Below are 20,412 nucleotides of genomic sequence, written 5' to 3'. Positions count from 1 at the left end.
CACCTCAATATTTATCATCATAGTCATGTTTATTGAGTCCTTTTTGTGTACTGATTCTATGTTCATATTCGGCATATTTTTCGTTTGGATCTTCGATCTTTCTTTCTTGAGATAATTGATTTAATCTTGCTTCTTTATCCGCATTATACGCTCGACCATCCGTACTAATATCTCTATTTATAGCATCAATTAAATTAGAACGTTGTCGTTCATTAGTCTCAAAATCAAGTGTTGTAACTTGTTGAACAATACCACCTTTATCTGCTAACTCTTTGAACTGTTCCGAATTTTTTTGATAGCTTGATGCACTAAATTTCATAGCATCAGTAGGTACATTCATACCTGAATAACTTGCATTTACTTTAGATTCATTATTGAAATGACCATCTTTGATACTTTTTGCTAAGTCATTCGTAAATTCATCTTTGAATTGCTCCCGTTGTGCTCGAGCTTCAGGAGAACCAGCATCAGTTAGTATAGATGTTGCTTTTTCAACCCCAACCTTACTTGTAACATATTGAGCATATTCATGTTCCAACGATTCTGCATAAGATAAACGTTCACTTTCAGTAAGGTTAGCTTGTTCTGAGATAGTTTTTTCTTTACTCAAACTATCATTATAAGAAGCAAAGTTTTCACTGGCTTTATTCAAGCTAGTTCTTAAGTCATAGACTAAATTTCGGGTTTCACTATCACGAATTCTATTAATATCACTGTCAGACATATTACGCACTGTTTGTACAGACTCACTGTTTGTAAAATTATCTGAAATACGTTTGTCATCTGATGTTCTAGAGCCATACGATGCAGCATCAGTGTTTGTATCATCAATTCTATGATTATATCCTATATTTGCATTTGCACCTGCTTTAACACCTTTATCTACACCAACACCAACATTTGCACCAAGCCCAATATTACCGGTATCAGTGCTGCTTGTATTAGTTACAAAATCTCTGCTGGTATAATCAGATATACTTTGGCTATTACTTGCTTCTTTAGATTGGCGCGTTATTTGTTCAATAGATTCTCGCTGCTCTTTCGATAATCCCGTTTCCATATCGCCACTTTTTGCAAAGTTGTTACTTAATGCAGTTGCAATGTTATAACTATCATTAACAGAGCTACGATAACCTTCTTGGTAAGATTGTGTTTCTCGTTGTTGAGCACTTAATGCTTTACTAAAACTAGAATCAAGTATAGAAGATGTATCGAGTTTCATTGGCAAACGAGACATACTCGAATTGGTGTCGTAAATAACCTGTCCTGATTGTGTCGTTGTGACCATCGCACCAGTCGACGTTTGTACGCTTGACAAGCCTTCTCTATATGAATGGTTTAAATCAGTTTTAAACCCACTCACATTTTGCATACTCATGTTACCCATGTTGTAGTTACCTGACGCGACAGCAGCAGCATCGGCAGACGTGGCACTGGTTAAAGCATTACCGAGGTATGAGCCAGCACTTGCGATTTGTTGCCCCAATCCCGTAAATAATTTAAAGCTGATAAAGGGTATCGATAACATTAGCCAACTAGCGACACCAGCCATTGAACTTGCATTTTTTAGCGCGGTGTCCATATTCGAAATGGTAAATGCTTGTCCATGTAATGTGACACCTGAAAGCGTATTAATAATATTATTAAAAATAGCAAACATGACTGGCCACAACATTAAACTCCCCAAAACATTGAGGTAATTTTTAGTCACCCCCCATGCCATTTCTTTAATGAAAAGAGCTAATACCATGATAGGAAAGATGCCAATTAACAATGTTAAAAAAGCAGTATGCATGAACGGCAGCATTTCGCCTGCAATTTCATAGCTCGAAAGCTGCGCTAATTTCATTTTCATTAAAGATTGTTGGGATGTAATACCGATTAAATCAGCACTACCATCCATTGCCGCAGGAAAACGTCCCATAGAAGAACGTAAAGCATTTGCAGTGATATTTTGCTTTAAGATATCAACGGAGCTTTGACTTGCACCGATAAGCTGAGAATAAACATTATTCACCCTAGATGGTAACAATACGTTATTTTGTTGACCGTTTTCACCTATCGCATATCGACGACCTAAAGATGAAAGTGTTGCACTATTAGGGTTACTCACCTCTTGATCAATAATCGGTTTTAATCGTGTAGCTGCATCTTTACATGTCATATATTGAGGTTGAGCTGTACTGCCAAATTTGTAATAAATCCCCCTAACAGGACTCGCATTAGAAAATATCTTTTCATACACCTTCGGATCATTAAATAAACCTGAAATCGTGTATTTATGATTCAGTTCCATATCAGGAATAATACAGTTAATTGTATAGTCACTGAAATTCATATTAAATTCAGAGTTTTTGATACCTAGCGTATAGCTATCTTGAAGTAATTTTTGACCAAATAACAAACCTGTTTTTGAATATTGAAACTCGTCAGGCTGCGCGAAAAATGTGTCATACATTCGAGCGGTACTATTTCCAATGTTAGTTAAAAACCAGAAAGGAACGGCTAAACCTACAGGAACATTATCAACTTTCTTCACAACCATTGGGCTAGCCAAGTCTCGAATAACAACATTGGTTTTCGGTGTTAACAACATAGCGTAGACAATCACAAAAGTGAGCATCCACGCCCCAAAAGTACGAAGATCATGTGTCTTAATATACTTAGTGATACAAACCAAAACGCCCATTGTTTCGGCTGCATATAACAAGGTTTTCCAACCGTTGTTTTGCATGATAGTGGCGACCGCTTGGAAGGTCTGAGCAACGATATCAACACCATACAAAACTGTAATTTCTAATGGATTCGCCATTATTTACTCCCACGTATAGTTTTGCATCATTTGGGATGATACGGAGTTTGATAATTGCTTTCTTAAAGTAGATAACTGCCTATCCGCTTCTAGGAATGAGTTTTGCTTAATTTGAATTTTATTAAGACGTTGACCGAGTTTCACTCGAACACTGGCAAGATTATCTTGAAACTGTTTATTTTCTTCTTCTGTGTTCAAAGAGCCTGCCGCTGCCATTTCTACGGTATCAATTAAACCATCGATATAGGCGAGTGTAATATCAAGCGCAATATACTCTGACTGATTGGTAATAAAACTTGCATCCATATTGAGCATGGCTGAATCCACAATAAAGCGTTGAATCGGTACACGGGTACTGTTGATGAATGTTTTCTCTTTATCGGTTAACGGGGTATCCTTTTTCACTTTGTCATAGATACCAACCAATGTTGTTCTGACTTGCTCAACCATTGCTTTACTTGCCGTAACCGTCAATTTAGCTTTCTTAGGTGCTAAACATTGTGATTCATCATTACAACGGTATATCTCGGTTTCGCCACCATACAATAACGCATTCACCAAAGAGTCACTTGCCCCCATTGCGGGTATAATGGTTAAATTACCTTTATTATCATAAATCACCGTACCAACCACAGATTGCATCATTTCTTTTAATTCTCGATCATTAGAAATAAACTGACTAATTTTACTAAATGCCGACCATGTAAGATTTTTATTTCGTGGAATCCGCTTTCTCTCTTCTGCGTTAGCCTTATTAAAAACTTTATCTGTTTCCCCTCCAGCACCACAACCTTGTCTTGCGGCCGCCCAATCTGCAAAAACACTGTGATTTTGTGCAATTGATTGACACACAAATTCACTTGTAGCTTGAGATTTAGGGGCTAATCCTCCGACAATACCTTGAGCTGCTTGGCATGTTGATACGTTAAGGTTATTCATATCTTGAGCTAATCGTTGCAAATAATCTTTTACAGATTTAACTTGAGGCATAGTGGTTTCTAAAGCTAAATCAAATGCATAACCAACAGCGTTACTTAAAATTTGTTTTGCCATTGCTTTAATTTGATCACTATTAATATAAGAAAATGCCCCTAGATAGGCATCAATTCCACCACAACCAGCCTTTACATCAGGTAATGTGACTGAAATAAGCTGTATATTTCGAACTGGTACACGAACAAATAGATTCCCACCAGTCATATAACCAGCTGATTGACCTTGCCAAGCCCCCCCTTGAGTAACATTAGAACCACCTCCTAGTTTGTTAAAAAAGTCATTGAGATCTGAGTTTACATCCGCATGGAGTGAAAATGATAAACTACATAAACAAAGTAAGGCGATTTTTGTTTTTTTGATTATTTTCATTCAATAACTCCTTGTTCATTTTGTAATTTATCGATCAAAATAAAACTTTCATCTAAACGTTGTAATAAAGAATTTGCTGACACTGCGCCTTGTGATAATGGAACAGTAATTAGTGTATTGACATTGATTAAGAATGATGTAGGTGTTGCTTGCGGAATTTCTGCAAAAAAAGTACGAATAATTTCGTTGTTAACTGGATAGGCGACAGGAAATGTAGAATCTCCTTTACCATCAAAACTATATACAAAAACAGGTAATTTTATACTATCTGCAATTTCTTTTAATGTTGGGTTAAACTGATGACAATAAGGACAATCACTTTTAATAAAATGAACTATTTGCCAATCTGAAATATTGATTTCTTTCCCTGTTGAAAGTTGAATAAAATTTTTTTCTCTACTTTCAACTTGTACAGAATAATTATTTTTGAAATTTTTATTTATTTCCAATTGTTTAATTTCATCAAGTGTTGATGAGTAACTAAAACTAGAAAAAAAAAAATCCTAATACAATCACTATTTTATTCATTTTATTTTTCACCAAATCAAAAAATCAAGCCACTTGTTTATTTTAGTATCGTTATGCTTATTTATCAATCATATTCGTGGTTTAAAATCAGTAACAACATTCAAAACTCGTCGAGCTAAATCATCCTGAGAAATGAATCCGTAAGATAATGGTTTAAATGATCCTTTTCTTGGTTCAACTAAAAAAATAGCAGGGAAATATTTCACATCCATTGATATTGATTGTCCTGTATCTTTTTTTGAGTTTGGGTATTCAGAAGAAAAGCGACCATCAACACTGATTGGTATAATAGCAAGATCATATTGTTGACTGAATTCTTTAACAACCTTTGCAAGTTGATTGTCTAAAGGCTCACTACCTCGATAAAAAAAGAAAATTCCGTATTGTTGATTAACTAATCTTACTGCTTGAGCTTGGACTTGTCTTTCTTTTGCCGTTTTTATTGCTGCAGTAGCATTGTAATGAGAATTTTGAATATTATAGTCCAAATGAGGATATTTTAGTAACATTTTCTCCCACTGAGAAGAGAATTTACTAGCTTTTTCAGTAAAAAAATCTTGATACGTTTTATATACTGCTATATTTTCAGGAGTTGGATTCATAATTGCTAATGCTTTCGACTCTTCCAGTTTTTTTTGAATCGTTTTCATTTGGCGCATTGCTTTTTCTTCCAAACTCATTTCTGGTTGAGTTGATATTTTTCTATTCTCATCATTATATTTTTTTTCAGGTAAATTATAAAATTGCCAGCTAACTGGATCATGATATTCATTACCTTTAACATCTGCCAATATCGGTTGACTGATAGCAATAAAAATAGCTGTAGATAAAATTTTAGCGATTTTTTTCATTATTTTTTTCCTTCGGCAAATTTTTCTCTCATACGACGATTGATCTCATCAAGTAATTTATCTTGCTCAGGGATTTTAAGGTTACTCTGTAAGTCCTCATAAAAGTCTGAAAAATCCATATAGTCAAATCTCAAGCGTTGCAATTCATCAATACTAATCCCTCGACAATCAGGATTTTTAGCACTTCCAAAACCAATGCCTAACTGACCAGAACGCCCTTGAGCTTGAACGATACGAGCAAGCTTATTATCGAATACGCAATAAGAACTTTTTTTCTGTAAACAAACACCTAACACTTTTTTAGAGCAATACGTACCAACTGAGATAATCACTTTCTTAGCTTTTGCCTGACCAATCGCTTTTTCCTCAGAATTACATTGAGCCAATCCAATATCATTACCCCAACCGCTAGATTTACAGCAATCACTGAATCCTGCGGCAGCTTTTCTGCATTCCATTGCTTTACCTGAGAAAGCCTTCATCTTACTTTCATCAAGCCCCGCCATCTCTTTTCCTGCTTGAGAAATTGCTGCTAGTTGGCTTACAGCTTCATTAAATCCATTATTTTCACTACCTATGGTGTCAACACAAGAACCATCATCACAATAAAATTTATCGCCACAAACATAGCCTTCTGTTTTATTTGTATGTTGGCATTGATATTTTATTTCACTACGAATACAGCTATTTCCTATTTTTAAAATACACTTATGCTCACCAACTGTACAATTGGGATCTTTTTCATATTGAGAGCAAGTATTATCGTCCCCTTCATTAGTTACCCATTCTTCTGAATATTCCCAACATTCACTATAAACCTCATATTCTCTTCCATCCTTTTTGAATTTCCTTGTTTCTCCTTTTTGGTTACACCACTCTTTTAACTTTACGGCTTCCTCTTTATTAATAGGACAATTCTCAACCCAAACTATTTCGGGTTTAAATGTTTTATATGGTTTTAATACTTTAAACTTAAAACTTAATTTTAAACCACCTTGTTTTAAACTATTTAAAAAATAATTAGCAAGTGGTTTTATTGTCGTTACTTTTCCAAATAGGCTGTCTTTAACTATAATTGGTTCTGAAAGTAGATGTTCTACACTTCGCCCTAAGTCATTATCATCACAGCTGGATTCTGCTTGTGAATACCACTCCTTTCCTAGTAAATACGTAGTATTTTTAGGAAAAATTCTATTATCAGAAGACCTAGGGCCACAATAACGAGCCCAAGTATAAGAAGTAAATGAAATTATTTTTTCATTTTCGATTGGAATTTTAAAATAGATAAAATAACCATTAGATTCTGATTTTAACGTATATTCTAGTTGGTTATTTTTTATAAAAATTTCTTTTTCTTCATATCCTACCGACTCACTCCATTTTATCTCAGCTTTTTTCGTACATATTGACTTAATATTATGTTCTTTTTCACATAAGTGATTAGAAAAATAGCTTTCATTCTTTGTTTGTTTAACACAGTTTTCCCCTGAACCACTCACTATTACATCAGCTTTATCTTTTATATTTAAAGCATTTTTGATAAGTTCACTATCCCACGAAATTTTATCTCTTGGATTGTTGATAAAACTATCTCTTGCTGATTGACCAAGTTCTGAATCAGCAAGCTCTTTATTTCCAGCTTGGCTTAATCCTGAATCATTTTTTTGATACTGAGTTTCATTAGGATTTCGAGTAAAACCTTGCAGTTCTTTTTCAGGATTGAAACCTGTCATTGTTGATTTAGCTTGGTTGACTGAGGACTTACCTAAGTTACTTCCCTCTTTTGACGCATCACGCATAGCATCACAAAAACCAATTTGTGAATAACTCAAAAGCAAACCTGTAATAACAATGTACATAATGCTATTTTTCATTTTTGCAGTCTCCCTCTGAATCAATGATAGAAAGCGATCCGCTGATAGAACCCGAGCCATAAATAATATCGAATTTGCCACCACAACGTTTCACTAACGCAGGAACCGCACGAACACCGTAGTATTCAAATCGATTAGGGTCGATTTCAACGCCACTAATTTTGTATTTTTGAACTAAATACAACATATATTTAGCTGTCTTATCGACGCTATCATCAATAAGCCCATTGAAATAAACAGGAATACCTTGGCTTTCCGCTGAATGTATCAATGACGCTAACGTTTTTTCAGGGATTGAAGAAGATAAAAAATAGGCAACTTCATTTTTATTTTCTTCCATGTTAGGTGATTCCATATTTCCATACGATAAAATAGGAAATAGCGTAAAAATCATTGTCAGTAATATTTTTTTCATATATGCACCGTATCAAAGGATCACGCAATTACGTTTTTTCCAAACAACATAGCCATAATTTTTTTTCGATGTAGGTAGCTCTTTTCCTATTTGCCAGCGCAACACGCTACGTCCGTAAGGGTGACACTGTCTAGCATCAGGAATTAAGTTCACCATTTGATAACGATAACGACTTTTAGGAATGATTGGCGTTGGATATTCAAGACATACCGCCCTGTCTGCACCGACAGAATCCATAATAATACCTTGACGATGAAGTTTAAAATTCATGCGCTCGGTCATCAATATAGAACTATTCAATCCTGAACTTTCATGGTTGATACTGCCACTAAATGGATAAATCGAACCATGTGCGCCAGCGCACCAAAATAAAGGATCTAGTGGCATACCAGCTTCTGCTGCAATAGCATCAGCCGCGCAAGCCATTTGAGCAATAGGATTAGCAAAAACCATAGCTTCGGGATTCGTAAACAACGCTAATTCATCATCGTTCCACATGGGATCAAGTTCGGTTAAATAAGCAATATCGTATTCGCCACCTTGCATACATGCGGCACTTTCTAAAATATTTAGCCACGATATCAATGGGTATTTATACCAATGAACATGATAAAAAGTACCTGTAGAATCACCTGCTGATTTTGTGGCTTTTCCCGTTCCGACTTTAGTAATAGGAATTTGAAAACCGCCCATATTCACCATACACGTAGGTGCTCTTGTCACATCAGCCATTGCAAACGGCTCCCAAAATCCAATAGCAATACCTATACGTTGGAATAATGGCGGTGGCGCAGGACAAAACTGAATGGGCGAACTGGGATTAGGCGTATCAGGGAGTCCTAATCCCCCTACACTGACTTTTACACTCCCAATACTCATAGGAAACATACAATTCCAGCAAATATCCGTTATCGGATTTACCCATTTACCCTGACATTCTGTAGATGAAATAGCGTTATGACTGAATGTTAATGTGAGTACCAAGCTGAATATTGATAATAAATATTTCATAGCCCCACCTCTGTAATTTTTAGTTTTTTCTCTTGAGGGGCAGCTTCAATAATGGAAGGAACACGTTCGATATCAAAACGTGCTGAAATCTCACCTAATTGGTCAAAGAACACTTTTTGTTTTAAATATTTTTCTGTGTCCTTGATATTCCCATTAATAAGAATAATTTTTGAACGCATTGTGGACGGCTTGAAACTTTTTACCCAATTTAATTGCTGAATGTCGTCACCATCAATGAAAATCAATGTTTGTGTGAAACCGCTGATATCAAAAGGATTATAAACCTGCCCTTTACGTGCAAAAACAACACCATTTTGGTCAACTAAATCTTTAGTGACGGTAAAAGAAGGGTCAAAATACCTAACTTCTGTTTTAGTCGCTTTTGTTACGCCCTGTACTGGATCAGGTCTTAATGCTCGTTGCTCGATGCGTTCTCGGATTTCATCTTGTATTTCTTCTTCTGATTTATTTTCAAACTTTTTAGCTAACCTTTCTTGTATAACAGCAATTAGGTTTCTTTCTTTTATTTTCCAAATAGAGCCTACTGCCCCTAGCTCTTTAGCTAGGGGAGAACATGAAAACGCTAAAATGACAGTGGCAATAATGAGTTTTTTATTCATCATCCCCACCTCTCATTTTTTTAGCCAGTTTTGCCTTTATTTCTTGAGTTTCATCAGACAATTGGCTAATTACTGCACCTTTCACAAATACAATTTTTCCGTCTTTATCATATTCGTTTATGATATTGTTAATACTTCTTTCATACCTTTTCATTAAAGCCGTTTGTTCTTCCTCTGAAAGATTCAATTTAGCGACTTGATTTAAAAATGTATCAGTGGTGCTTTTAATATCGAAACTAACAAATTTTGGAGAATTGACGTAGAGATACCCCACGCCACTAAGCGTTAATAACGAAATAGCGGTATTCACCAAAAGAGCAATGATAATTAATTTCTTATTCATAACGCTTACTCCGCAAATAGTTAATGAAATCGCCTCGTTTGGAATCTGCCATTTCAAATAAAATATCTTTGATATCCGCCCCCTCGGATAATCTTTTTTCTCTATAGGTAAAATCCTCACCTTTTGAAGAAAATAATTCATTAGTCAGTGGGTCAAGTAATAAACGATGGAAACTACTGTATTCACCAACATTCACGAGTAATGAGCTATACCCAACTTTTTTAGCAGGTGGGAATTTTTTGATTAAATCAAATTCATACTCACTAAAAGCATTAGGTTCTTTCTGTTTAAAGGACTCAAAAGACTTAGCATCTTGCATTAATGTTAATTTAAAGCTGCTATTGTCATAAGCAGCTAATGCGGCTGTACTGAGATTTTTATCACTGATAGACTGTGTTACAGTGCCAAATGAACCGTTATGACGTCGAGCGGTACGGTAGCCTTCTTCAATAAATGCTCTGATTTTAGGGTTTGAGCCACTTAACAGTTTCCACCCTTCATCAATAATATTCATTTTTCGTAGGCTACGTTCGGTTTGGTACATCATGTTTTCTGACCAAATCATAAGCGTAAAAAGCACTGCCATAAGCAAATCGCCGTTAGCTCTTAGAGCCCCTAATTCAGTCACAACAAACTGCATATCATCACGTAAAGTGGGTTCGCTTGAGTTGAAAAACTCCCCGTAAATGCCCTTCGTTGTATACTTTCTTAACAGATAAGTAATTTCATCGATACGGTCTACGATTTTAGACGCGTTTTTCTCTTGTATTCTATCCCTATGTTTTTCAAGATATTCAACAACATGGTCAATTCGCATATCTTGCTGGTATATAGGGAATTGTTCGGTGATGGAATCCAATATAAGAGCTTCGTGAACTTCATCTAGAATGCCGTTTGGACTCGCTAGAATGCTTAACTGGTCTCGAACACGCTCCGCACTCATTGAAATATCGGTAATATTAGCAAAGGGATTAAATCGCAATGTCGCACCATTGATATAAGTGCCCCCCATACTGTGGCAAAACGCCTTATATGAATCGCCAATATCGTAAATAGACAGGCGACCGTTTCTATCTAATACTTGACGACCGATAGCTTGTGAAACAACGGATTTACCCGCACCTGATGTGCCAGACTCAAACCAGTTAAAGTTTGTGTTCGGCAAGGATTCATCAAAAATATCAAGGAAAGCGAGTTGATTACGATAGCTTGGCAAGAGAATACCAGCACGGCTCAATTTATTGTCGGCAATAATGGGAAGTAAATTTACCGCTTGGAATGTTTCAGCGCGAAGAATTGAACCTGTTGTTTTAAAATCTTTCCATAATTTTAAGTCGTCTGTTAATGAAAACGGAATAGTGGCCAAAAATCCCCGTAGCTGTTGAAAATCACTGCGAACCATTTTTAACCCTTGATTTTCAAATGCTTTAGTGATTTTTTCCGTTTCTTTTGACATCAAATCATCATCATTTGGACAAAAAAAACGAATACCAATATGGTATTGTGTTGCTGCAGTACTACCACTCAACAAATTAACCCTAAGGTTTTTCCATTCTTCAAACTCTTTGATTGTTCCAGGTAAAAACTTGGCAAAAGATGAGTTAGCTTTTTTCTCTAAATCCCAGTATTTCGCATTAGCTTCACCCGTTGTCTTTTCCTGATTTTCAGTCAGTAATGTCATTGTCATAACAAAAGGATAGGTGATCCCCCTATCTGGATTCATTAAATCAGCAATAATGTTGCCATTTTGCCAAAGATAATGTTCACTTGGGTTAGTGTCCATGTGCATGGAGACTGAGCGCGTTTTTTGTAACTCACCACGCTTATTATTAGTACTAATTTCAATGTAGTTATGCTTTACAAGGTATTTCGTACCAACATCAACAACTTGTTTATTCAGATAGCGATCATTTTGATAGCTATGTGAATAATCAGATAGTTTCCCGAATTCAAAGTTAACCAATTCACGCATCAAACCACAAAAAACATTCACACTAATAGGCTGGCAATGAATACTGTTACTATTCAATCCACTTAATAGAGAACGCCTAATATCCCGAATCTTCATGATTTCATTATCGTTCGCTTTTTTTACTGGATGTGAGTAAACAAAAAACAAACGATAATCACGTAAAGTTAATGCATGATCAGCAGGGTTTTGAAACGTATTTTGTGCTGCATCAAGATAAAAAGAATGTGTTAGCTTGTTGCATTCATCGGCACGATAACCCTGCCAAGAAAAATCCTTTAAACCAAATTCAATCGCACTCTTTACTGATTGGCTACCAAGTAAAATAACTTGCAATGGATGGTCTCTAGGCACGTTATTTTGTAAAATTCGGTCTAGTCCCTCAACAATACTTTCATTCGCACCAACTAACGGTTGGGCTTCAATAATGAAGCCTAACGAATTTTTATTATAAAATAACTCATGGTCAGTGTCATAACCAATGCAAGGTAGTAAATCACTGATATGGGGATAATCTAATTCTTTTATTAGCTGTGAAGTTTCATCAGAGGTATCTCGTTCCCCTAAAATATTACTAATGATTCTTATAATATTAAAATCTTCTAATGCCATTTTGATTACTCCATTCCATACCAGCGTGAATCTTCACTGACAAAGTAGACAATCTCGCCAACATGAACATTATTATCAGGCGATACATACGGAGCTAACCAAACACGCTGAACGCGATCAGGTGTGACAAAAGGCTCTCCTGCCTCTTGATAGCATCGTTTTTGATTGCAGTTAGCTACAGCATTAGTCACTTCAGTAGGAGTTGTGACCGACGTTCTTGTTACGTCATAGTTTGATGTCGTGATTGTTGGATTATTTTCCATTGGAATAGATTGTGATTTCAATCCCATTGTACTTTTTGCTTTTGACGATGTGTTTAAATTTGAGACTACATTAACGTCACTGACAAATTTAACGGGCAATGTGATATTGGCAATATTAATTAATTTGTAACTATTGAGGTTAAATTTTCTCATCCCACTGTTGCTACTATTTAATGACTGTTGAGTAACATAGTCATTAGAGCTTTCTGTCATTTCATCAGCTTGTTGCATCCAGTAACCTGAATCTTTTGCAGGTTTATTAAATTCAAATTCACTGTTCATACCAGCGCAACCTGTAAGTAAAACAGGGATAATAATCAAAAGTATTTTATTCATAATTATTGTCTCTTATTGTTGGGAACAACAAATTCCTCAAGATTTCCACGTTCAATTTGACCTAATTGATTCACCAGTTCAGGGGGTAAGTCTGAGTTATCTTGATAGTTATTGGATAATTGGCTTGGCTGTTCTTGTACTGATTGTACTGTTTCATCAATTTCTTGATCTTCAAGAAATTCAGCCCAAAAACCTTCCTGAAAAACAATTTCAACGCGATTGGCAGAGCCAATAGGAATTATTGGATGATATTGTTCCGCTAAAGCAATATAGTAATCAGCTAATTTATTTGCAGCACTTTGAACTCCTTTACCTGCGGATTGTTGAGCTACTTCACCAGCAGAGAGGGTATGTTCAGCACCAATTCCAACTGACGTTTGACCAATTTGTGATACTGCATTACCTAGACCACCAAGAGTCCCTGAAGTGAAAGCAAGTCCCAATATTTGCCCATTACGCATAACAGGAATGCCTTTAATACCATTCTTACCATAAAACGAAACGTGTCCTTTAACAGGCATGTCTATATGTTTTTCATTGATAACACATGATAATCGTTGTAAACGAACTATTGCTCTTTCACTAGATATATCCCCATATGTCGCAGCAGTAACAAAACAACCTTCAAGCTGTTCAATTTTCTGATTCTGTGGTAAATGGAGTTTACCTGTGAGTTTAAACTGCATTGGTGTTGTATCTGTTTCTTTAGCTGTAACAGCTGCATTAGCATCAGCCCCTTCTAAAATAATTGCACTAGAAAATGCCCCCGAAGGAATATAATAACGCTCTCTTTTCTTTGACTCTTTTTTTTCATATGTGAATTTTTGAGTTTCAAGTAAGCCTTGAATAGGTTTAGGTGTACTGTAAGTTACTTTTCTATCACTGATCCCATATTGCCCTTCACCTATTCGCTCAATCGTAGAGCTTTCATTATTTAATGAGGTATTTATGTTAGCTTGAGGAGTTTGTAGCGTTTTTTCTTTTTCTAATTGAGCAATTTTCTCTTTAAGGTAACCAATCTCCTGTTCTTTTTTGTCGAGATGCGTTTTTATATTTTGAAATTCTTTCGTCAGTTCTTTTACGGCTTGCTGACTTTCTCTTGCTATAGTTTGGGAGTCAGTAAGCACCTGAGAATCAACTCGCGTATTAAATGTATTCTCAACGGCTCCTGTTAAATTGGGTTCAATAATCGAATCATCAACAAATTGAGGTTCATTACTTGTATCCTTTCCTTCCTCCATTTTTTTATTAATGAAATAAATAGCAGAAACAACAATAACAATCGCTATAGTGATAATAGTAAATAATTTACGTTGATTATTTTTAATATATGAGTTGATGTTATTCGCCATTACTTAACTCCTTTTCGCACCACATAAGCGGTTATGCTCATATTAGGCTTTAAAACCGTTATGTTAGGAGTAAAACTGACAGCCATAACGCCCTGTTCCCATAAGTAACGTTCATTGAGTTCTATGGGTTGTACGGTTCGATTAGTCACATTAAATTGCTGAATAATATAGTTATGACCATTCCATGAGTTAATACCTTTTACATCAAGATATTGTGTGATATTTGTTGGTAAATGATGTGTAGCGGATTGCGTTTCAACAAAACCTATAGGACTTTTTCCTCTCATGACCTGAGTTAATGAGTCTGTAATAAGCCCTGAGTAACTATCTTTATCTGTCTCAAAGCTAATAGCTTCATCGTTACCTTTAGCTTGCTTATTATAAACAGTGAGCGAAGCGCCATTAAAATGACTTGAAGGTTGTGCAATAAGCGTGAATGTAAATCCCGTTTCAGTTTCAATAACCATATTGAAACTTTTTGTCGCTTTTGTTGTAAAAATAATTTTTCCATCGTTAGTTTTGTTATTACTTAAAATATTTCCACTATTGGCTGTAACAGATATGATTTTATCGTTATAAACTGAAACAACATTAGGCTCATTTGTACTCACCTGAGAGGAAATTTTTTGCATAGGGTCAATAGAAATTGAATCTGCCAAGATACCTTTAGACAAAACCATCAATGGAATCATAATTAATAACTTGATTTTTTTATTCATTTTTCCATTTCCACAAAGTCAGTAAGTTCGAATTTCCCATTTCGTATTTCCATTCTTAATCGATAATGTTTAGGAACGGGTTCTGCTTTTTCAATTCCATATGAAAATTGTAAATCACCAACTACATCAACAATGCCATTTGAAGGGCTAACTTTAATAGTTTTTGGGAAAAATACTGAACTACCATTGTTAATTTTTAATCGTTGCTTCTCTTGAGATAAAACAGGGATCATGGTTTCTCGAAAACCATCAGCAAGATAAGCACTCAATAACTCATGACTTTGTTCAACAGTTTGAGCATTAACATCAAGTCGTAACCCAATGAAACTCAATGCCATTAAACGAAGATAACGCGCATCTCCTCTTTCTCCTTTGAATGATATTTCTTCATCACTACCTACCATCGGTTTAATGATAATTTGTTTATTACTAACAAGCTGATTCACTAAAATTCGGTAATCAGAATACAACTTGTAATTGAACCCAATAGATAGGATTGTCATAAAAATAAGAACAATGACAGAGATTGCCATTGTCCTCTCGTTTGATTTCTTTAAGTTAATATCCATAGTTATGATATCCAATATCTAAGGTATGATGCAGGTAACGCATTTATAAAAAAATCAGTAATTGATTTTGGTAAAAACCAATACACTAAGTTGATTAAATAACTACTTCCTTTTCCTTTTTTAAGTTTTTTAATTGATATATATGCTATCGCTAAAATTGGGAAATAAAGAAATGGGTTAGAAAAAATTCCTGCAACTGCCAAGGGTACATAGATACAAAACTCATCGAGAGGTAATCCCATCACACGCCGTTGATTTGACAGCGTGGATGGAAAGATATACCTGTTTTTCTTTCCATCCATAAAGCCCCCTATTACTAATTTTTAGAATAAACCAAATGCAACGTTAACGAAGATCATAACGGCTGCGATACCACCCATCATCATTAGATTTTTTGTTCTGATGTAAGTAAATACTGCCATTAAAATTTCAATAACATATAAAATATAGATAATCGTTGAGTCCTTACCAAATGAATCTTTTACTTGTTCTTTACCTGATGCAAATAAATCATCAGCATGAGCTTGTAGAGTTGGCATCATCATAATAATTAATCCAATAGCAAATAACATTAATGTTGTAATTGCACTTTTATTTTCTAAAAAATAATTTGTTTTATTTTTTAAACTGATTTGATTTGTTTTCATATATTAATCCTATTTATTGATAAAATTCGTTAGCACGTTTTGCTAACTGATTTATAATTTTACTTAAATTGACAAAAAAGTAAACAAGTGGCTTGTTTTATTTTAAATCAAATATCACATATATGAAAAAATATCGTAGGCGTAGTTAATCCGTTTACTCTTTAGTGAGAAGATCTGATTTTTGTTTATTTTTAAAGAGAAAATGATGTCTACGGTATCAGAGCGATTAAAAAAGATTATAGATGAACTAGGTATACGACAAAATGATGTGGCAAACCTAACAAATTTGTCACAACAAACGATCAACTACATATTAAAAAAAGGCGTAGAAAAATCATTTTACACATACCAAATCGCTCTTGGCTTAGGTGTAAATCCAGAATGGTTAGCACATGGTATAGGAAAGGTTTACTTAGAAAAAAGTATTGCTATTCCTTGCTACAATAGTATTTTAGATTTAAAAATTGATTTACCAAATTTGAAAAGAAAAACCTTAGTGAAGGATATTCCTATCGTGATATACAGCTTTAGTGTCTATCTAGATAGTCATAATTTAGTTATCTGCGGCATAGCACCTGATGATGAGTTAGATACAAAAGAATATCTGTGCATCCATAACAATCAATACTCCCTGATAGAAAATGTAGAAAACAAAGATGCTTACGACCTTTGTTTTCTCGTATTAGAAAAAAGAAAAAGCAATCTAAAAAATGAAAAATTTAAGGAAGTAAATTTTTAGCCATTTCAGCAATTCTTTGTCTTATCTCCACTAGTTCAGGAGAATCAACATTATAATCTGTTTCTCCTGTATTAGTCGCTGTCATTCGTGCAAAATGCTCACACGTCAAAAGTAACTTAATAACTATTTCAAATTCTTTTGAATATGCCTTTTGAATTTGAGAATCATCTTTTAGACCTTTTTTTAAAACTAATGCACCGATTCCCATCATCTCAATTGCAACAGCGGAACGGTTTATAGGAAGCTCATCTTCTTCATTATCAATTCTATGATTGATAACTTCCTCGATTGTTCTCGCTATCCTTTTAGGAATTCTTAACGATGTTCTTAAACCCTTTTCGTTATCATTTACGTTATAACCCATTTTAATTCCTTCATTAATTGACAATAATTGACATTTTAATCTGGTGACAAATTAGTGTCAATTGTGAGGTGAAATTTCAAAAAATATTAAATATCAATCTAATATAAAAAAACAAATCTGATGTCAAATTGGTGACAAATCAAATTAAAATATTATTTATTATTATTAATCAACACATTACATATTGATGACATTTTATTTATAAAAAGACGTCTGTTTGGTGACAGATAAATTTAACAAAGCCATAACATTTAAAAGCTAATACATTGTTTTTTAAATAAATTATTATCAAAATAACATTTTGCATATGGTGTGTAGATTATAAAAGACAAAATTGGCAAATTGATTATTTTTCATTAAACTATTTGTGATTTCTAACAAACCGAAGTTTTTTAACTTTAGTGGGGCGAGACTATGCCTAATCGATTTTTAAAAAAAATTTTAATCACCATAATTTTAACGTTTAGCTCATCTTCATTTGCAGATTGTTTTGAAAGAGCAGGAAAGTATTATGGTATAGATCCTGATTACCTAAGAGCCATAGCATGGCAAGAGTCACGATTCAAACATAATGCTATAAACAAAAATTATGACGGATCTCTTGATGTAGGGATTATGCAAATTAATACAAACACGTTAAACAGTATAAAAAGAGAATATCCAAATTTAACCAAAGATCGTTTACTCAATGAACCCTGCTTAAACATCTTTGTTGGTGGGATGCTACTGAAAAGAAATTTTAATGCTTATGGAAAAAAATGGTTATCTGTCGGTATATATAACGCTGGTATGAGAAATAGCAATAAAATTATTCAAAATCGATACAACTATGCATCAAAAATAAATCAGCATTATCAAGATTTGAAATTAGGAAAAATAGAACGAATAGCCATTCATTAAAAATAGTTTGCTGCGCTAACGTCAGCTAGCAAATGCAGCGTGGCGTTTTGAGTTATCCGCGGGATTTATTTTATTGAATAGAACTATTCAGCCTATAAAAGCTGAATAGTTCGTAACGTATGGGTAGGCGATAGTAGAGCGAAGCCGTACCCACAATAAAATAAATACGGTGGGTAACTCATTTAAAAATGATTGGCTAAATGCCAATTTTTTTTAAATAGCGTACTTACCCAAGCCAAATGAAAAAAGCCATAGAGGGCTTACTTCATCATTTACAACAAAATTTATGATATTATATCTCACTTTCTAATCTTTCTGTTAGCACAGAATCAATTAAACTCACATGTAAGAAAAATGCAAAACTTGTATCTTACGACCATCCAATGATTTCATCGTTTTTATAGTAATATGTGATAGTGTCATGCACTCCAACTGTTATCGTTTTATTATAGAGATCTTTAACTCATAAAAATTACCTGAGATAAAAAAGCCTTAAAAGTAGAGCTGTCAAAGGTAGGCTAAGGAAAAATACTATTCTTTATCATCTTTAATTAAACCGAATAAAGAACCCGCCCAGTAAATCAAATAAACCAAAACAGTGAGCATTCCAATATTCATCATGGTAAGTGCAAATGGCGGCGTATTATTTATATCAATTAAGATTTCATCATAGACAAAGAAATGACTAAAAAAGTAAAAAACTAACCCGAACCCTGAATAAGAGAATGCAATACGATGAATTAGCTTTTTTTTATCAAAATACACTATCGTTATTATCGCAATAATGAGGGAGTAATTATTGAGAGTTAAAATTATTTCTATAATCGGTTTTAACGTGTTTTGTAAATCATTAACTGTATTCATGCAATAAACCTCATTTTTTATCTTCTTCAATCCCTACGTTATCTAAAAAATACTAATATATAATGTATTTAATTTCATTAAGACTATTATGTCTAGACCTTAAACTTTTTCTGAAAGATAGTCTAACAAAATTCTATCCACACTGATAATCGCCCTATTTTATACCTAGTTTCACCGTGATTAATGGATAGAATTCACATACTCGATTTTAAAATCATTTAAAAGTGCAAACTCTCGATCAAGGCAGATAAAAAAGCATTTATCTAGAATGGCTAGTTCTTTTTTGTTGGTTTAAAAAATTTTTCATTAAACATCTCCAAGCAAGGGGATTTCTCCCCTTGCTCTTTATTAACGATTTAAAGTTATACGCTCTATACGAATACGCTCGATAAATTCACTAAGTTGTTTTATTGTCATAATCGGAAATGTAGTTTTTTTCCCCTTTGCAAATCGAATAGCGGCTGTTATCATTTCATTGGACATAATGAAACCCTCTTATTGATTTATTGTGTTCTGAGTTTAGAGGGTAGCCCCCCTCTAAACTCAACCATTAAATTATCTCTATTATTTTTAAATAACGACTTGCATATAGATATAATCAAATTCGATTTGATTTTGTTTAGCAAGCTGAGATAGTGCATTTTTTAAATGCGACTCGCCTTTAATTAAGATGGGTTTTGTATTTATCTCTTTCACTTCTCCTTTTTTAAAATTAAATTTATCAAACGTGAATACAAATTTACTTGGGTAGGAATATTTAACTTTCATTATTACCTCTAGCCGTTCGGCTGTTATTGATATATGGAAGAACTTTTAAAGTTCCCCCTCACTTGATATAAATAATTATAGTCCCGTTTTCGGGACTTTTCAAGCTTTTTTTGTCAATTTCATCAAAAAAAACAATTAATTTAATATTAAAAAACAATGAGATACAGTAAAGATCAATAACTAAAGTTTGATTAAAAAACCGTAATCACCAAAGGAAGGGGTGAAAGATAGCCAAAAAGGAGCTGTAAGAGCCCATGCGCCCCGAAGCGGAGCATTTGAATGTTATGACGCAAGGCATAACAAAAAATGCGACTGAGAGCCGTACAGGAAGCAAGAAACCTCCCTTCACCCTGTAGAGCCAATCGGAACGGGCCACATCATAATAGTTAATTAGCCCCCTTTGAGAAGCGCTGTTAGGCTGTCAGAGATTTATCTCGCAACAGCCTGTACAGCGACTTAGTAACCCGTAGGGTTGCTTAGGGGGGCGTTTG

General features: G+C 34.4%; 20 protein-coding genes and 1 pseudogene. 2 read left to right on the top strand and 19 right to left on the bottom strand.

Annotation, left to right across the window (positions count from 1 at the left end):
• Positions 1 to 4: 4 nt before the first annotated feature.
• From traG to GWI58_RS00260, 16 genes and pseudogenes are all read right to left on the bottom strand, one after another.
• Positions 5 to 2,812 carry a conjugal transfer mating-pair stabilization protein TraG gene (gene traG / locus GWI58_RS00335; protein WP_161768803.1) on the bottom strand — a complete coding sequence of 936 codons (2,808 nt, stop codon included), beginning with the start codon at positions 2,810 to 2,812 and terminating at the stop codon, positions 5 to 7.
• A gap of 3 nt (positions 2,813 to 2,815) precedes the next feature.
• Positions 2,816 to 4,177, bottom strand: coding sequence for a conjugal transfer protein TraH (locus GWI58_RS00330; RefSeq protein ID WP_115064956.1), 1,362 nt, complete (start codon positions 4,175 to 4,177; stop codon positions 2,816 to 2,818).
• A pseudogene (trbB, locus tag GWI58_RS00325) lies at positions 4,174 to 4,653 on the bottom strand (type-F conjugative transfer system pilin assembly thiol-disulfide isomerase TrbB); the annotation flags it as partial. The pseudogene trbB and the gene GWI58_RS00330, both read right to left, overlap by 4 nt.
• Before the next feature lie 120 nt (positions 4,654 to 4,773).
• Positions 4,774 to 5,556: a type-F conjugative transfer system pilin assembly protein TraF gene (traF, locus tag GWI58_RS00320; protein WP_161768802.1), complete on the bottom strand. Its 783-nt coding sequence runs from the start codon at positions 5,554 to 5,556 to the stop codon at positions 4,774 to 4,776.
• A complete protein-coding gene (locus GWI58_RS00315) occupies positions 5,556 to 7,430 on the bottom strand; it encodes a conjugal transfer protein TraN (protein ID WP_161768801.1) in 1,875 nt (624 codons plus the stop codon). Before GWI58_RS00315 ends, traF begins: the two co-directional genes overlap by 1 nt.
• Positions 7,420 to 7,845 carry a type-F conjugative transfer system pilin assembly protein TrbC gene (trbC, locus tag GWI58_RS00310; protein WP_237611649.1) on the bottom strand — a complete coding sequence of 142 codons (426 nt, stop codon included), beginning with the start codon at positions 7,843 to 7,845 and terminating at the stop codon, positions 7,420 to 7,422. Before trbC ends, GWI58_RS00315 begins: the two co-directional genes overlap by 11 nt.
• A gap of 12 nt (positions 7,846 to 7,857) precedes the next feature.
• Positions 7,858 to 8,856: a conjugal transfer pilus assembly protein TraU gene (traU, locus tag GWI58_RS00305; RefSeq protein ID WP_115064952.1), complete on the bottom strand. Its 999-nt coding sequence runs from the start codon at positions 8,854 to 8,856 to the stop codon at positions 7,858 to 7,860.
• Positions 8,853 to 9,476: a type-F conjugative transfer system protein TraW gene (traW, locus tag GWI58_RS00300; protein ID WP_161768800.1), complete on the bottom strand. Its 624-nt coding sequence runs from the start codon at positions 9,474 to 9,476 to the stop codon at positions 8,853 to 8,855. The genes traU and traW overlap by 4 nt, the downstream gene beginning before the upstream one ends.
• Positions 9,469 to 9,819 (bottom strand): TrbI F-type domain-containing protein, encoded by a 351-nt coding sequence (locus GWI58_RS00295; RefSeq protein WP_161768799.1) that lies wholly within the window; start codon positions 9,817 to 9,819, stop codon positions 9,469 to 9,471. Before GWI58_RS00295 ends, traW begins: the two co-directional genes overlap by 8 nt.
• Positions 9,812 to 12,400: a type IV secretion system protein TraC gene (traC, locus tag GWI58_RS00290; RefSeq protein ID WP_161768798.1), complete on the bottom strand. Its 2,589-nt coding sequence runs from the start codon at positions 12,398 to 12,400 to the stop codon at positions 9,812 to 9,814. Before traC ends, GWI58_RS00295 begins: the two co-directional genes overlap by 8 nt.
• A gap of 5 nt (positions 12,401 to 12,405) precedes the next feature.
• Positions 12,406 to 12,999, bottom strand: coding sequence for a type IV conjugative transfer system lipoprotein TraV (gene traV / locus GWI58_RS00285; protein ID WP_161768797.1), 594 nt, complete (start codon positions 12,997 to 12,999; stop codon positions 12,406 to 12,408).
• Positions 13,000 to 13,001: 2 nt separating this feature from the next.
• Complete coding sequence (locus GWI58_RS00280; protein WP_161768796.1) at positions 13,002 to 14,351, bottom strand: TrbI/VirB10 family protein; 1,350 nt, start codon at positions 14,349 to 14,351, stop codon at positions 13,002 to 13,004.
• A complete protein-coding gene (locus GWI58_RS00275; RefSeq protein ID WP_115064946.1) occupies positions 14,351 to 15,070 on the bottom strand; it encodes a TraK domain-containing protein in 720 nt (239 codons plus the stop codon). Before GWI58_RS00275 ends, GWI58_RS00280 begins: the two co-directional genes overlap by 1 nt.
• Positions 15,067 to 15,516, bottom strand: a complete 450-nt coding sequence (locus GWI58_RS00270; protein ID WP_337247324.1) for a TraE/TraK family type IV conjugative transfer system protein — start codon at positions 15,514 to 15,516, stop codon at positions 15,067 to 15,069. The genes GWI58_RS00275 and GWI58_RS00270 overlap by 4 nt, the downstream gene beginning before the upstream one ends.
• Positions 15,517 to 15,641: 125 nt before the next feature.
• Positions 15,642 to 15,941: a type IV conjugative transfer system protein TraL gene (gene traL, locus GWI58_RS00265; RefSeq protein WP_115064944.1), complete on the bottom strand. Its 300-nt coding sequence runs from the start codon at positions 15,939 to 15,941 to the stop codon at positions 15,642 to 15,644.
• A gap of 21 nt (positions 15,942 to 15,962) precedes the next feature.
• Positions 15,963 to 16,286 carry a type IV conjugative transfer system pilin TraA gene (locus GWI58_RS00260; protein ID WP_115064943.1) on the bottom strand — a complete coding sequence of 108 codons (324 nt, stop codon included), beginning with the start codon at positions 16,284 to 16,286 and terminating at the stop codon, positions 15,963 to 15,965.
• A 205-nt stretch (positions 16,287 to 16,491) separates the two neighbouring features.
• Here GWI58_RS00260 and GWI58_RS00255 point away from each other — a divergent pair, with 205 nt between their 5' ends.
• Positions 16,492 to 17,025: a helix-turn-helix domain-containing protein gene (locus GWI58_RS00255; protein ID WP_115064942.1), complete on the top strand. Its 534-nt coding sequence runs from the start codon at positions 16,492 to 16,494 to the stop codon at positions 17,023 to 17,025.
• Here GWI58_RS00255 and GWI58_RS00250 read toward each other — a convergent pair.
• A complete protein-coding gene (locus tag GWI58_RS00250; protein WP_115064941.1) occupies positions 17,006 to 17,389 on the bottom strand; it encodes a hypothetical protein in 384 nt (127 codons plus the stop codon). The genes GWI58_RS00255 and GWI58_RS00250 overlap by 20 nt on opposite strands.
• Positions 17,390 to 17,803: 414 nt before the next feature.
• Between GWI58_RS00250 and GWI58_RS00245 the strand changes: the two genes are divergently transcribed.
• On the top strand, positions 17,804 to 18,289 hold the full coding sequence (locus tag GWI58_RS00245) for a lytic transglycosylase domain-containing protein (RefSeq protein ID WP_161768794.1): 486 nt from the start codon (positions 17,804 to 17,806) through the stop codon (positions 18,287 to 18,289).
• A 531-nt stretch (positions 18,290 to 18,820) separates the two neighbouring features.
• Here the strand turns inward: GWI58_RS00245 and GWI58_RS00240 are convergent.
• Both GWI58_RS00240 and GWI58_RS00235 read right to left on the bottom strand, forming a co-directional pair.
• Entirely contained in the window at positions 18,821 to 19,153 is a 333-nt protein-coding gene (locus GWI58_RS00240; protein WP_161768793.1) for a hypothetical protein, read from the bottom strand.
• 570 nt (positions 19,154 to 19,723) lie between these two features.
• Positions 19,724 to 19,921, bottom strand: a complete 198-nt coding sequence (locus GWI58_RS00235; RefSeq protein ID WP_161768792.1) for a hypothetical protein — start codon at positions 19,919 to 19,921, stop codon at positions 19,724 to 19,726.
• Between the last annotated feature and the right edge of the window lie 491 nt (positions 19,922 to 20,412).

The sequence above is a fragment of the Proteus sp. G2674 genome (assembly GCF_009915195.1).
Lineage (GTDB): Bacteria > Pseudomonadota > Gammaproteobacteria > Enterobacterales > Enterobacteriaceae > Proteus > Proteus mirabilis.
The sequence above is the reverse complement of the archived record's forward strand: the minus strand, read 5'-3'. Positions and strand labels throughout refer to the sequence as shown.